The 12,897-nt window shown below is 38.1% G+C and carries 13 protein-coding genes; 3 read left to right on the top strand and 10 right to left on the bottom strand.

Going from position 1 to position 12,897, the window contains the following annotated elements:
- The first annotated feature begins 149 nt into the window (after positions 1-149).
- On the top strand, positions 150-1,034 hold the full coding sequence (locus BAU15_RS01285) for an AraC family transcriptional regulator (protein ID WP_161840943.1): 885 nt from the start codon (positions 150-152) through the stop codon (positions 1,032-1,034).
- A gap of 44 nt (positions 1,035-1,078) precedes the next feature.
- The gene (locus BAU15_RS01280) at positions 1,079-1,735 is read left to right on the top strand and encodes an HD domain-containing protein (RefSeq protein ID WP_161840942.1); all 657 of its coding nucleotides are present in this window, start codon (positions 1,079-1,081) and stop codon (positions 1,733-1,735) included.
- Positions 1,736-1,825: 90 nt separating this feature from the next.
- Here BAU15_RS01280 and BAU15_RS01275 read toward each other — a convergent pair whose 3' ends face one another.
- Positions 1,826-3,376, bottom strand: coding sequence for a DUF5597 domain-containing protein (locus tag BAU15_RS01275; protein WP_161840941.1), 1,551 nt, complete (start codon positions 3,374-3,376; stop codon positions 1,826-1,828).
- Between the two features lie 116 nt (positions 3,377-3,492).
- On the opposite strand from BAU15_RS01275, the gene BAU15_RS01270 reads away from it, so the two are divergent.
- Complete coding sequence (locus BAU15_RS01270) at positions 3,493-4,308, top strand: AraC family transcriptional regulator (RefSeq protein WP_161840940.1); 816 nt, start codon at positions 3,493-3,495, stop codon at positions 4,306-4,308.
- An 878-nt stretch (positions 4,309-5,186) separates the two neighbouring features.
- On the opposite strand, the gene BAU15_RS01265 is transcribed toward BAU15_RS01270, so the two are convergent.
- The 9 genes from BAU15_RS01265 to BAU15_RS01225 form a co-directional block, all read right to left on the bottom strand.
- Positions 5,187-5,594: a C-glycoside deglycosidase beta subunit domain-containing protein gene (locus BAU15_RS01265; RefSeq protein ID WP_161840939.1), complete on the bottom strand. Its 408-nt coding sequence runs from the start codon at positions 5,592-5,594 to the stop codon at positions 5,187-5,189.
- A gap of 9 nt (positions 5,595-5,603) precedes the next feature.
- Positions 5,604-6,476, bottom strand: a complete 873-nt coding sequence (locus BAU15_RS01260) for a sugar phosphate isomerase/epimerase family protein (protein WP_161840938.1) — start codon at positions 6,474-6,476, stop codon at positions 5,604-5,606.
- A gap of 146 nt (positions 6,477-6,622) precedes the next feature.
- Positions 6,623-7,012 carry a C-glycoside deglycosidase beta subunit domain-containing protein gene (locus BAU15_RS01255; RefSeq protein ID WP_161840937.1) on the bottom strand — a complete coding sequence of 130 codons (390 nt, stop codon included), beginning with the start codon at positions 7,010-7,012 and terminating at the stop codon, positions 6,623-6,625.
- A 1-nt stretch (position 7,013) separates the two neighbouring features.
- Positions 7,014-8,024 carry a sugar phosphate isomerase/epimerase family protein gene (locus BAU15_RS01250; protein WP_161840936.1) on the bottom strand — a complete coding sequence of 337 codons (1,011 nt, stop codon included), beginning with the start codon at positions 8,022-8,024 and terminating at the stop codon, positions 7,014-7,016.
- 15 nt (positions 8,025-8,039) lie between these two features.
- Positions 8,040-8,522 (bottom strand): PTS sugar transporter subunit IIA, encoded by a 483-nt coding sequence (locus BAU15_RS01245; protein ID WP_161840935.1) that lies wholly within the window; start codon positions 8,520-8,522, stop codon positions 8,040-8,042.
- A complete protein-coding gene (locus BAU15_RS01240; RefSeq protein WP_161840934.1) occupies positions 8,515-9,471 on the bottom strand; it encodes an ROK family glucokinase in 957 nt (318 codons plus the stop codon). Before BAU15_RS01240 ends, BAU15_RS01245 begins: the two co-directional genes overlap by 8 nt.
- A gap of 11 nt (positions 9,472-9,482) precedes the next feature.
- The gene (locus BAU15_RS01235; protein WP_161840933.1) at positions 9,483-10,397 is read right to left on the bottom strand and encodes a sugar phosphate isomerase/epimerase family protein; all 915 of its coding nucleotides are present in this window, start codon (positions 10,395-10,397) and stop codon (positions 9,483-9,485) included.
- A 157-nt stretch (positions 10,398-10,554) separates the two neighbouring features.
- Positions 10,555-11,610, bottom strand: a complete 1,056-nt coding sequence (locus BAU15_RS01230) for a Gfo/Idh/MocA family protein (protein ID WP_161840932.1) — start codon at positions 11,608-11,610, stop codon at positions 10,555-10,557.
- Positions 11,611-11,693: 83 nt separating this feature from the next.
- Complete coding sequence (locus BAU15_RS01225) at positions 11,694-12,788, bottom strand: Gfo/Idh/MocA family protein (protein WP_161840931.1); 1,095 nt, start codon at positions 12,786-12,788, stop codon at positions 11,694-11,696.
- Between the last annotated feature and the right edge of the window lie 109 nt (positions 12,789-12,897).

Here is a 12,897-nt window from a genome sequence, read left to right as displayed (position 1 = left end):
AAATGGAAAAAAAGAGTAGAATAAACGACAAAATAATTGTATTATATTCGTATTAGCGCATACTTTAGTTAACGCTTACATTTTATATTTGTTGATTTGTCAGTATTTCTATATGTTTTCTATATAATGATATTAAGGAGGTGTTTTGTTTGTATATCGAATTTATTTGTCCACCTATGCCACATATGATAGTCGCCGGGTCTTCTGTTTTTCGGGCAGGAGATATTCATGAACGACGTAGAATGGATCAGACATTTGATTTAATTATTGTCGAAAAAGGTAGCCTCTTTTTGCAGGAGGATGAAGAACGATACACGTTAAATAAAGGTGATTATCTGATTCTGACACCCGATCACCTTCATCGCAGTTTTAAGCCTTGTACTGAGGATACTTACTTTAATTGGCTCCATTTTTCAACTCTCGGTGAATATAATGTCGGCACAACCATGAAACAACAAAATCAGCGAAGGATGAATCGTAAAAAGTATTATCGAAGAGATGACTTTTCTCTTTTTGTTTCTAAAACAGGTCATTTAGAAGATCATTCATTGGAACTTTTCCTCCACTCGATGAATAGTTTAGTTGAAGTAAAAATCAATAATTTTAAACGAGAAAAGAAATTTTTAGAAGCAAAAGTTGATTTTTTAGAATCTCAGCAATTATTTTTATCTATCTTGTCGGTCATCTCTAACAAAAGCACACAGTCCGTCACAGAAAATCTGGCATCACAAATTTATGCATATCTTGCATCAAATGCCAAACAAGACTTTTCATTAGACCATCTGGCTACTATATTTGCTTACCATAAATCGTATATTATTAAAATCATGAAAGACAATTATCAACGGACACCTTCTCAAATTCATACCTATTTTCGACTAGAAGAAGCAAAACGTTTATTAAAAGACACTAGCCTTTCTATACAAAAAATTTCAGAAGAGGTTGGTTACCATGATACTGCTTATTTTAGTAAGATATTCAAAAAGAGCCTAGGGATGACTCCTTCTCTATTTCGAGATCATGCAAACAAATAAAGACTTATTCGTCTGATTAATTAAAGATAACTAAGGAGGTCACCATGAACCGATTCACACAAATTGCCACAGACCCTGAAATTCTAGCAGCCTATAAAGCAGTCGCTACCTTTGAAGAGTTAGATGAAGGTTGGGCACACCATGATTTCCAACACGTTTCAAATGTCGCTGAGATGGTAGAATCTTTACTGACAGCCATGAATTGCTCAAAAATATTAATCGAAGAAGCCAAAATTGCCGCAATTCTACATGATGTCGGTGCCGCTCAAGGAAAAGAAGGCCATGCTCAACGAAGCGCTGAGTTCGCAGCCGAATACTTCGAAAGAAATGCGCTCATTTTGCTACATAAAGAAGAAGTGCTTGAAGCCATTCGCATACATAGTGACGGATTTGAGACTGACAATTTACTAGCCTTAGTCTTAATTTTGAGTGACAAATTGGATATCAAATACACGCGCGTCGCCAAAGCCGGTCGGAAAGTTTCTGGCATGCGTCAAATGTGCCATATCAAAGACATCACAACCACGCTAAAACAAAAAGATTTAACGATTGATTTTATCTGTACTCCCTCGATTAATCGTCAAGAGTTAGAGGAATTCTACTTTACCAAGAAAGTCTTTCGAGCGATTGATTCATTTGCAGATAAGCTTCACTTGTGCGCGACCGTACGCTTTAATGGCGAGGTTTGGGCAGCCATATAACAACGAAAAATCCCTATCTAACTAGAATTTTCTAGTAGATAAGGGTTTTTCAGATTCTTTACTTTCCTTACTTCTGGTTCGTTTCTCTGATCAATATTTGTATAGTTCAAGTAGGGCACAGCTAATCATGTCACCAAGCTCTACGACCATCTTCTCGTCTCCATTTAAGACACGCCCAGGAACCCATTCGCCCTCAGAAAAAGAGCCTTCCTCGTACTTAAGCATTTCAACTTTCACGCGCTCACCTGGCTTAGCTTTGAATGTCAGTTGGCTCATCATGCCGACAACTAAGAATTTATTTGGTTCTAATTCGATGACAGCTCCTGAAGCAACCGGCGTTCTTTCCATTCTTGGTGCATAAGATACCTGCAAATCATAGTCCGATAAATTGAAAAATGCCCCATAATCAGTCTCGTCTTTTTTAACGTAGCTATATATTTTCCCTTTCTCACGATATTCCATTAAGAGAGGAACCATATTGCCGATCACTTCATAAGTCTTCGCTAGATATTCTTTGCTACCAGCAATATCAAAAGCAGTTGGATCAATATTTAACGCACGCATCACTTCCATCGGCGGTGCTTGGATACTTTCTGGCGGCATACCAAATTCTTCGATACCAAAAGGTGAATAGCAAATAGCATTGTGTTTTGTAAATGCATATAAACAATAGGATGCCGTCACTGCATCTTTTCGAACCTCAGGAATAATCAGTGGATTTCCTTCGTAGGCATACTCATCCAAAACTTTTGGGACATACGGGACATAAATATCTGGAGCAAGGGTGAACAGACTTGGCGCTATCGCTTTCCATATAGGATGAACCTCTTTAACCGGCCCACCACTCGGATAAGAGCCTGGGTACCACGGATATTGCTTCAACCAAGCATTTGTATACAACGGTAACGGATACTCTTTGGCTCCTGCTGAAGCAATTTGTTCCACTGCTTTCGCATAATGATACGCCATAAATGATTCATTGGCTTGCTGTGCAAATACTTCCTGCCAAGTTCCACTGACCTCTAAGGCATTCGCTAAATCAGCTGGAACCAGCTGCTCAATTTCGTGTGTTGCTTGCTTGCCATAATCCCGATCCGTCCCTAATAAACCGATTTCATTTTCCACTTGAACCATAATCACGGTAGACTCTTCTTCATCAAATTCGCGAATGGCCTTGAGCAATTCTTTAAACGCCAAGGCATCTTTTGCTACTGCTTCTTGACATAAAGGAGAGATGGAGTTTAATTTTTCTCCTGAAGCTGTTTCCACTCGGAAATATTTCTCTGAGTCTTGCTTCATCCACGCAGGAACGTACATACTTTCGGCATTTTTCCACAAACCAAACCAAAGTAAAATAAGGTGTTTCTGCTCTTTTCTCGCTTGTTCAATCAACCCTTTTACACTACTGAAATCAAAAATGCCTTCTTGTGCTTCAATCAGCTCCCAATAGACTGGCACAATCACAGAGTTCATATTCAATTCTCTTAGTGCAGGCCAAACGACATTTTCCATATACACTAAATCACTGGCACTAGAGTTATGAACTTCTCCCGCAAAGGCAAAGAACGGCTTTCCTTTCACATACAGTGTTTGAATTCCCTGGCTAGTTCGAATCTCAGGCCTACTTTTCTGATTGTTCATTGATAATTCCTCCTTCATCGTATACTACTAGTATAGGTTAGATTGACATCCCACTTCCATCATAATATATTTATATATATATGATTATATTAATCTCAATTAGGAGGATACAATTAATGATTCATCGCTTAAATGAATTAGAGGTTATCGCTAAAACACTTCCACTATATGTCCTGAATTTAGGCTACGCTCATCCACAAGAAAAAGTCCAACGTAGTGATGATCTCGACCTTTTTCAATGGTTCTTCTGTGAAAAAGGAATCGGCGAAGTTATTATTGGTTCTGAAAAGATGATCATTAAAAAAGGGGAAGGCTTTTTAATCTATCCCGGAATCCGCCATGAATATCGAGCAACCGTGGAACCATGGGTAGTCAGCTTTGTCGGTTTTAAAGGAACTCTTTGCTCAGAATTATTACGGTCATTAAATCAATCCAGTCCAGGAGCCTATCATTTTTCTGATACGCGAACTTTTCCTAAACTCATTCGACAAATGAGCACTTGCTATCAGTCTAAAAATCGTTCCGTTACTAAGATTTCGACACTCTGTTATGAACTCCTTTTAAATTTAAGCAAATCAATCATCCCTATTGGTAGTGAAGAGTATGGTGGAACTCACTCACTTGTCGATCAGATTATTCTATATATCGAGCAAAATTATCATCGCCCCATTAACTTGGATGATATTGCCACCTATTGCGACAAGACAAAAGAGTATATCTGCGTCGTTTTCAAAAATAATACACAGCAAACAATCAACCATTTCTTGACGAATACCCGCATTGCCCAAGCACGAGTTGAGCTGCTTCAATATCCGGACAAACGTGTCTACCAAATAGCTAAAGAATGTGGTTTTGAAGATACCAGCTACTTTTGTAAAGTTTTCAAAAAAAATACCGGAACCTCACCTGAGCGTTTTCGGAAAATTCAATAATAAATAAGCATCCAGCACTAGAAAATTCCAATTCTCCAACCAGCGATATTACCTATTAATGTATTCCTCTACCTGTTATTTTATTTAATCTTTCAATCAAGTTGATAGTTACTACCTCTAGCAAGTGAGCGTCCTCCAAATAATGAAAAGTTAAGTATACTTACTGTTGGGCCTATTTAACTTTTGAAGAAGTTCAATATCTACTAAAAAGATCTCCAAAAAATAGTAAGTATACTTGCTTTTTTTGATTCTAACGGAGAAAAGATTAAGTATACTTAATCTTTTGACCTCTTCAACTTTTGAAGAATTTTGACGCTCGATAGGAAGAATATCCCAGAAATTTGGTATACTTAATTTTTTTAGGTATAATTTCGGACTTTCAATTTATTTTTCCTCAAAAAATACAAAAACCACGTTTCTCTCAAAAATCACAAGAAATTTTTTAAAAGATGTTTTTAATTTTTTTTCAGCAGATCATCCAGTGAAAAATTTTGATATTTAATAGAAAATATCCCCCGAAAAATTAAGTATACTTAACTTTCCGGGGAATTTTTATATTTATTATTCTGTAAAAAACACGTTTCCTCTAAAATTATAAAATAATCTCAGAAACAATATTTTTAGTTTTTTCAGTAGATAATCCAGATTTCCGAATTCAAATATACCTTAGATGTGTTATATATTCTTACAAATCGAATGTCTCGTTTGCATGATCTTGTAGATTTCAATCATACTTTAAATTTTTGAATATTCTTATCTTCGGTAAAACAGAGGGCGTTCATAAAGTTGATGAACTGTTCCAGTTCATTCAGATTGCACTACTATACCATTCCTCTACTGCGGAACTTGGTAAGAGGAACTGGCAATGCACCACAATATTACTCTACCAACAATAATTCTCTCATGTGGTCCCCGAAACTTAAGACTTCGTCCATTGCTGGTGGCATATAAGAAGAACTAAAACGATGAGAAACTTCGATTGTATGATAGCCACTGGATAAGCCATTTTCTTTCGTAATATGAATAGTAGCTGGACTTAAAACATTCCACTGAACATCGCCAATCTCTGCCATCTCAGCTTCTGTATAGATAACTCCTTCAATCTCCCACTTGATCATTTCTGGCGCAATCAGTTCGCCATCGACCTTGACGGTAATTGGTCGTATTTGAGAAAGCCATAAGCCTCGATAATACATGAGCCGAATATCAAATTGAAAGCCACTGATTTGATTGGCTACACGCGTATTTTTAAACCCTTTTGATTGAATACATTCTTTTTCTAACATTTCTATTCCTCACTTTCCGATTAATTCTTTGAGCATTAATTGGTGCCGTTTGATTTGTTCACAAACATGATTCACGTCATCCGCTTTAGGGCCTTCGTATTCACTGATTAAATAACCTGACCACTGATGTTTTATAAGCATTTCGATAATCTCTGGATAAGGAATAACTACTTCATTAAAGTTTTGATCCATCTTGAGAAACTTAGCATGGCAGACAAGCACGTAGTCTAGTAATGGAATAAGTTCTTCTACTTTACTATGTTCTGCTGGCGGTCCGACAAAATCATTTTCCCCAAAGCCAACAAGTGAATTATCGCCTGTTTGGAAAATACTAAAATCGATATTCAAGCCAAAATGTTTCGTCTTTTCTTGCTCAATAAAATTGACATAATCATCAATCATTTTAGAGTTCAAAATCGTCGGACTATGAATTTCTGGACACATCCGGACATCATATCGTTCAGCTAAATCGAGGGCTCCTTTAATGAATTCACGCCAATTTTTGACTGGTGTCAGAGTGTCATCGATAACGCCTAACTTTGTTCGCAAGACTTTAAAACCTAATTGATTAGCCAACTTAAAATCTCTTTCGAGCATATCAATGCTCTCCTTCGTTGACAGTTCGCGGCCTTTATACAATCGTGAATCAACCCAGTGACCATATTCTGCTGGCTCTAGCTGATATTCCGCTAACTTTTCATGCCACAAATTAATCCATTCCTCTGTCACCAAAGGATATTTTGGAATATGAGAATTTGCCAAAATTTCAATTCCTGTCGCTCCGGTATCATTAATATTTTTGAAAATGTCATCCATATCCATCGAAATACCAAAGACTTTGTTGTAGCTGTAGGCTGTGACTCCACGTTTTAATTCATTCATCTTTTAATCCTCCGTTTATTATTTATTTTTAAACAAAAAGAGCCCTACGCCGGACTGTAACCGGCATTAAGACCCTTTGTTGTTATTTCATTTTTTGAATTCTCGTAATCTACTTGTTATTCGATCACGTGTTTCAGCTTTTTTATTTATACCGTAACTGTTCGTTTTCTAACCCCTTCGATTGGGACTGGAATGTAGGCTGTTCTAGTCACGATAGCTAGTTCTACCTCGTGTTCACCCGCCGCTAACTCTGTTTCTGTAGCAACACGAATGTATAAAGGCTCGCCATATTCCCATTTGTAAGTGGTAACAGTCGGCATTTCATCTAAAGTAAACCAGTCAACTTGGTCAACACTACATAAAATATTTTCACGAGGCATTGCTTGATCATCAACTGTCACGCGCACATCATTAACCATTGATAAAGGAATTGCTCGATAGTAAGTGATGTGGGTTTGTAATTCAAAGCCAGTCGCTTTATTGTCTACGACTGTCTTTTTAAAAGAATTTTTAATAAATACATTATTATCAAACATACTATTTTCCACCTTCCAATTCATCAATCACTGTTCTCATCATTTTGTGATGCGCTGCTACTTGCTCTTTTTCTTCCATCGGATGTCCTGGTAAAATCCAGCGATTTCCTTCATACTCAGTAGCTACATAGCCATCGTAGTTTTTCTCATGAAGATAAGTCAAAATTTTTCGGTAATCGATTGAATACTCTTCGCCCGTATCTGTCATTTCCCATAATTTGAAATGGAAATGTTTGATAAATGGCATCACATCATCTAAGACAGAAAGAGGTGTATTTTCATAACCATCTGCCAACATAATGTAAGGCATGTCACTTGGTTTAGACATCGCTGCTAATTCTGGTTGCATTTGGTGTTTTTCATCAAATGCGTGTGTCCCATCTAGGCCTTTGTCAAAGAATGCATTGAAGTAATCAATCACTTCAGGTGTCACACCTAAGACTTGTTTGTTGAATTCATTAAAGACTCTAGGAATGCGATCACAGAAAATACCCGTATCAATAACTAATCCACAATAAGGTGAATTTACGCGTTTCATTTCTTCGATGAAAGCTTTCGTTTCAGGTTCAGTAAAACTCATTCCAGCATGGATTTCTAAAGCAATGGTCACATCATATTTTTCCGCATACGGTAATAAAGGTTCAATGACAAAGCTTGGTACCATTGAAACTAAACGAATTAATTTGAAGCCTAAACGATGCGCTAATTTAATTTCATCGATCAATAAATCAACGCATTCTCTTTGCGTCAACTCACGATTATTGTATAGATTTGTGTTTAAAAAGACATCAGCACAGACTGGTTTAGCTTTTGTGTCTGCCATGATATTATCCCAATCCTGTAATGTTTCTAATGTCGGATGAGGAGTATTGTGTAACATTTGGTCGGGTAAAATTTCGAACCCTTCCACATTCATTTCGTCTAAAAACTCAAAAATTTCTTTAAGCGTCATTCGTTTGTTCATATATTCATCTTGTAAGCTGTATAAACTTACAGCAGTTTTAATACTCATTTTTTTCGCTCCTATCTATAATAAAGTGCCTACTCTGTTGCCATAAGAAACTTGTTCGTTTGAAGAAAGCTCTAGTTTATCCGCTGGTAACTCAGGAAAGACGACGATAACATGATTGTCGCGCTCCTCTTTGGCGATTTCTGCTAAATCCATCTTCGCTAATTTTGTTTTTGAGTTAACTTTGTTGCCTACTTTTACATATAACTCAAACGGTGAACCGCCTAAATCAACTGTTTCAATTCCCATGTGCACAATCACATCACGTTCGTCGTCCGTTTTAATCCCAATGGCATGCTTTGTTGGGAAAATACTGGCAACCGTGCCACTGACTGGGCTGAAAATTGTTCCTTCATCTGGTACGACAGCAAAACCATCGCCCATCATCTTCTGAGAAAACACATCATCCGGGACTTCTGCGATTGGCATAAATACGCCGGTTGCTGGTGCATAAATATTGTGATCATTTTCAACTGGTTTTTTCTTAAAAAAATCAAACATTATTTTCCCCTTCTTTCACCAAGTATGCAGCGCCTAGAATTCCCGCATCATTGCCTAAGGTCGCCAATTTCAATTGAGTCGTTTCCTTGACGGTTGGAAAGACGCCTTGTTCAAAATGATGCGCTATTTTGTCTAGCAGAAATTCTTTTGCTGATGACACCCCACCACCAATTACGATGACTGAAGGGTTCAAGAGATTCGCCATCACGCTGCAAGCGGTTCCGAGATAGGCTGAAATCTCATCGACGACTTGTAAAGCTACCTTATCTCCTGCTTGCGCCTCTTGAAATACTTGCGCGCTACTTAACTCTTCAAAATGGTTTAAACTTGTCTCTGTTTCTTTTCGATACTTTTTGGCTAAATTAACGATACCTGTGGCACTAGCTAACGTCTCTAAACAGTTGCTATTCCCGCAGGTACAGCTAAATTCGTGGGAACAGATGACTGGGAAATGGCCAATCTCGCCACCTGCACCACCGACACCTTCCACAATCTGATTATTGACAATCACGCCACCGCCAACACCTGTTCCTAAAGTCATAAAAACAAGATTCGCAGCATCTTCGCCTGAGCCTTGCCATTTTTCACCAAGAGCAGCCACATTCGCATCATTTTCAATCACTAGCTCTAAGCCTAGATTTTCTTGAAACTGAGCTCTCACCAATTGCGGCGTTGTCCAACCTAAGTTAAAGGCATTGCGAATACTACCTTCTGTACGATCAACCGTGCCTGGGCAACCCATTCCTGCGCCGATTATTTCGTCTAACCCAATCTGTTTCTGTTGAAGAACTTGTTGAATACTGGCAATCATCTCTGTGGTGATATTGCTACCCGCTTGTTCGGTATTTGTGGGAATGCTCCACTGATGAACAATCTCACCAGTAGGTAAAATCAAACCAAATTTAATGGTGGTTCCACCAAGATCAATTCCTAAGAGATATTTTTTCATCAGGAACTCCTTTAAATTACATAGTTTCGTAAATATTTGGTACTCAATGTCACTGATTTTTTGACATCGTCATACGTTTTTTCAAAAGCCTTGTCCTCAACTTCAATACAAGTAAAGCCTTCATAACCAATATCTGTTAAGGCAGAAACATATTTGCCCCAATCAACATCGCCAAGTCCTGGTAATTTAGGACTCATATATTCTAGCGGTGTCGCCATAACGCCTACATCAGCTAATTTATCTTGATACACCTTGATATCTTTATAATGAACGTGGAAAATTTTGTCCTTAAACTCATATAGCGGTTTGATGTAATCAATTTGTTGCCAAACGAAATGAGATGGATCATAGTTCAAGCCAAAATTATCGCTATCAATGACGTCAAAAATCTTGCGCCAATTACTTGGACTTGTCATCAAGTTTTGTCCGCCAGGCCATTCATCTTCAGTAAACAGCATTGGACAATTTTCGATACCAATCTTAACGCCTTTTTCTTCCGCATATTTAACAATCGGTGGCCAGACTTTAGCAATCTCTTCTAAGTTCTCAGAAACACTTTTACTTGGCATTCTGCCAACGAAAGTCGTTACCAGATTAACGCCTAGCATAGTTGAGGCATCAATCAAGCTGTACAAATGGTCAATCGCTTCTTGGCGCTTTTCTAAATTCTCATCTAACGGATTTGGGTAGTAAGCCAATGCTGAAATTTCAACCTTGCGCTCTTTACAATAAGCTAAGATTTCTTGGGCTTTTTCAGCGGTTAAATTCTTTGTATCGATATGAGAAACTCCGGCATAACGACGTTCTGCTTTGCCTTGTGGCCAGCAAGCCACTTCGACACAATCCAAGCCATTTTCTGCAACGATATCGATCATCTCTTCAAAGTTACTTTGATCAAAAATAGCACTGACAATTCCTAATTTCATGATTTCACACTCCTATTATTCAGTAACAGTAAGTTTTATTATTAGTACTTAACGATTGGGGCCACAATGCACGAAGCACCACTCTGATATTTTCAGCTTTCGCAGCAGTCGTTATTGTGACACCCTCTCAGCTCTTTGTTCCATCTATTTCGTTGGGTTAATCTAACGTCACTACTTGGTGCGTTTCAGCTGATTCACGAATCGCATCTACTAACTTCATTAATTGGTAAATTTGATTTGGTTTAACAGCCAATTCTTCTTCCCCTTTAACGAAGCGATGATAATTTTCAAAAAACATCTCATGATTAACGTCGACTTCTGGTAATGCTTCAGAAACAATTCGACCTGCTGGTGGTGGGCCAAATGAACGAGTTGGGCCAGCTGGAGTCATGGTTGTTTTGCCACCAACACTCTGCAATAATTCAGTTGTACGAGTAATCGAACCACTAGGATTAAAGCCATCAATATTGGCGCTGCCTTTGTCGCCGCCTAAGAACCAATGACGCTCAAACCAATCCTTCTTCTCACTCAGCATATACGTACCCAATTCAACCTGTCCGGTAATTCCGTTATCAAAATACAATTGAATATTAAAGTAATCATCCACATTTTTATTGATTACATTGCGCACCGTTGCATAGACTGATTTCAATTGACTATCGCCCATCATAACAAGCATCTGATCTAGTAAATGCACACCCCAGTCATACAGCATGCCGCCACCAAACTCAGGATAAATATGCCAGTCATGCATATTTCCATTGAATCCGTACAGACTATTTTTAATCGTAAAGATGTTCCCTAACGTTTGACTGTCATAGACTTCTTTGACAATTCTGAAATCTTTGTCCCAGCGACGTTGGTGATGGATTGTAAAACGAACATTTGCTGCTTGTGTGATTTTCATCATTTCATCAAATTCAGCCGCGTTCATAGCTGCTGGTTTTTCGCAGATGATATCTTTACCTGCTTCAGCTACTTTTTTAACCATCTCTAAATGAAGATGATTCGGAACAGAAATAATCACCGTATTAATATCTGTTGCTAATAAATCTTCAGCCTTAAGGAATGTCGCCACGCCCTCTGGTGCTTGCTTAAATTGCATCGCATTCGTATCACAAACAGCTACAAGCTCTGTATAATCAAGTTTTTCGATGGTATCTGCATGGGTTTGTCCCATAAAACCAAACCCGATAATTCCAAATTTTAACATCTGTTTTCCTCCTACATATAAGCTGATTCACCCAATTAAGGCTGGTCATCATTACTCCTTTGCGACCAGCCTTTTTTTGGTGTTTACAGTTCCACTGGCAAGCCCGTTTCTGCTGATTTATAGATTGCTTCTAGAATTTGTGTTACAACAATTGCTTGTTCTGGTTTCACTAAAGGTTCTGTATCATTCAAGATAGCATCCACCCATTGAATCGCTTCTGCATCTTTTTGTTCTAGAGAAGCTCCTTCAAAACCGAAGACTCCACCAGCATCAGAAGGTTCTGTTTGTTCTAATTGATTGTGTGCTGCTTGGTTAAAGACAACATATCCTTGATCTAAGAAAGCTTTCCCAAACATTTCGGCACCTGCATCAGTTCCACATAAAGTAACTTGTGCTTCTTTTGGATTAACCATATTTAACGCCCAAGCTGCTTCTAAAAAGATCGTTGCGCCATTTTCCATTTTAATTAAACCAAAAGCTGAATCTTCTGTTTCAAAACTATCTGGATCCCAAGGACCAAACATATTGCCCATTGGATTATCCTTCAATTTTTGGTAAGTTGAGCCTAAAACCATTTTAGGTTTGTAGTTATCCATGAACCATAATGTTAAATCTAACGCGTGGGTACCGATATCAATTAACGGGCCGCCGCCTTGTTTTTCTTTATCTGGGAAGACACCCCATGTTGGAACGCCTTTCCGACGAATCGCATGAGCCTTCGCAAAGTAAATGTCGCCTAACTCCCCTTTGCTACATGCATCGTAGGTAGCTAATGAATCTGCACGGAAACGGTTTTGGTAACCAATTGTTAATTTTTTGCCAGTCCGTTCAGCCGCATCTAACATTTTTTTCGCTTCTTCATAATTGATCGCCATTGGTTTTTCACACATGACATGTTTGCCTGCTTCCAATGCATCAACCGTAATATAAGAATGGGAAATGTTTGGTGTTAAGACATGAATGACATCAATATCATCACGTTCTGTCACTTTTTTATAATCTGTCGTTACAAATGCATCTGCCACGCCATATTCTTTTGCTGCATCAATCGCACGTTCTTCAACGATGTCACAGAATGCAACCATTTCTACTTTATCTGCTAACTTAGCTAATGCTGGAAAATGTTTGCTTGTTGCAATTCCTCCACAGCCGATAAAACCAAATCTTAATTTACTCATCTTCGTTCCTCCTAATTGTTTTTACATTCTTAGTTTAAAGGGTTTTCATCTTTTCAACTCACACAAATAAGCAAATAACAATCACATATTTATGACAAAATAAAAAAAG

This window comes from Candidatus Enterococcus huntleyi (genome assembly GCF_009933175.1).
In the GTDB taxonomy this organism is placed as follows: Bacteria; Bacillota; Bacilli; order Lactobacillales; family Enterococcaceae; genus Enterococcus_K; species Enterococcus_K huntleyi.
The sequence above is the reverse complement of the archived record's forward strand: the minus strand, read 5'-3'. Positions and strand labels throughout refer to the sequence as shown.

Coding starts and splice junctions, on each gene's coding strand:
- BAU15_RS01250 (WP_161840936.1), bottom strand. CDS start 8,024: ATGAGTATTAAAACTGCTGTAAGTTTATACAGCTTACAAGATGAATAT.
- BAU15_RS01225 (WP_161840931.1), bottom strand. CDS start 12,788: ATGAGTAAATTAAGATTTGGTTTTATCGGCTGTGGAGGAATTGCAACA.
- BAU15_RS01275 (WP_161840941.1), bottom strand. CDS start 3,376: ATGAACAATCAGAAAAGTAGGCCTGAGATTCGAACTAGCCAGGGAATT.
- BAU15_RS01270 (WP_161840940.1), top strand. CDS start 3,493: ATGATTCATCGCTTAAATGAATTAGAGGTTATCGCTAAAACACTTCCA.
- BAU15_RS01235 (WP_161840933.1), bottom strand. CDS start 10,397: ATGAAATTAGGAATTGTCAGTGCTATTTTTGATCAAAGTAACTTTGAA.
- BAU15_RS01280 (WP_161840942.1), top strand. CDS start 1,079: ATGAACCGATTCACACAAATTGCCACAGACCCTGAAATTCTAGCAGCC.
- BAU15_RS01240 (WP_161840934.1), bottom strand. CDS start 9,471: ATGAAAAAATATCTCTTAGGAATTGATCTTGGTGGAACCACCATTAAA.
- BAU15_RS01260 (WP_161840938.1), bottom strand. CDS start 6,476: ATGAATGAATTAAAACGTGGAGTCACAGCCTACAGCTACAACAAAGTC.
- BAU15_RS01265 (WP_161840939.1), bottom strand. CDS start 5,594: ATGTTAGAAAAAGAATGTATTCAATCAAAAGGGTTTAAAAATACGCGT.
- BAU15_RS01230 (WP_161840932.1), bottom strand. CDS start 11,610: ATGTTAAAATTTGGAATTATCGGGTTTGGTTTTATGGGACAAACCCAT.
- BAU15_RS01245 (WP_161840935.1), bottom strand. CDS start 8,522: ATGTTTGATTTTTTTAAGAAAAAACCAGTTGAAAATGATCACAATATT.
- BAU15_RS01255 (WP_161840937.1), bottom strand. CDS start 7,012: ATGTTTGATAATAATGTATTTATTAAAAATTCTTTTAAAAAGACAGTC.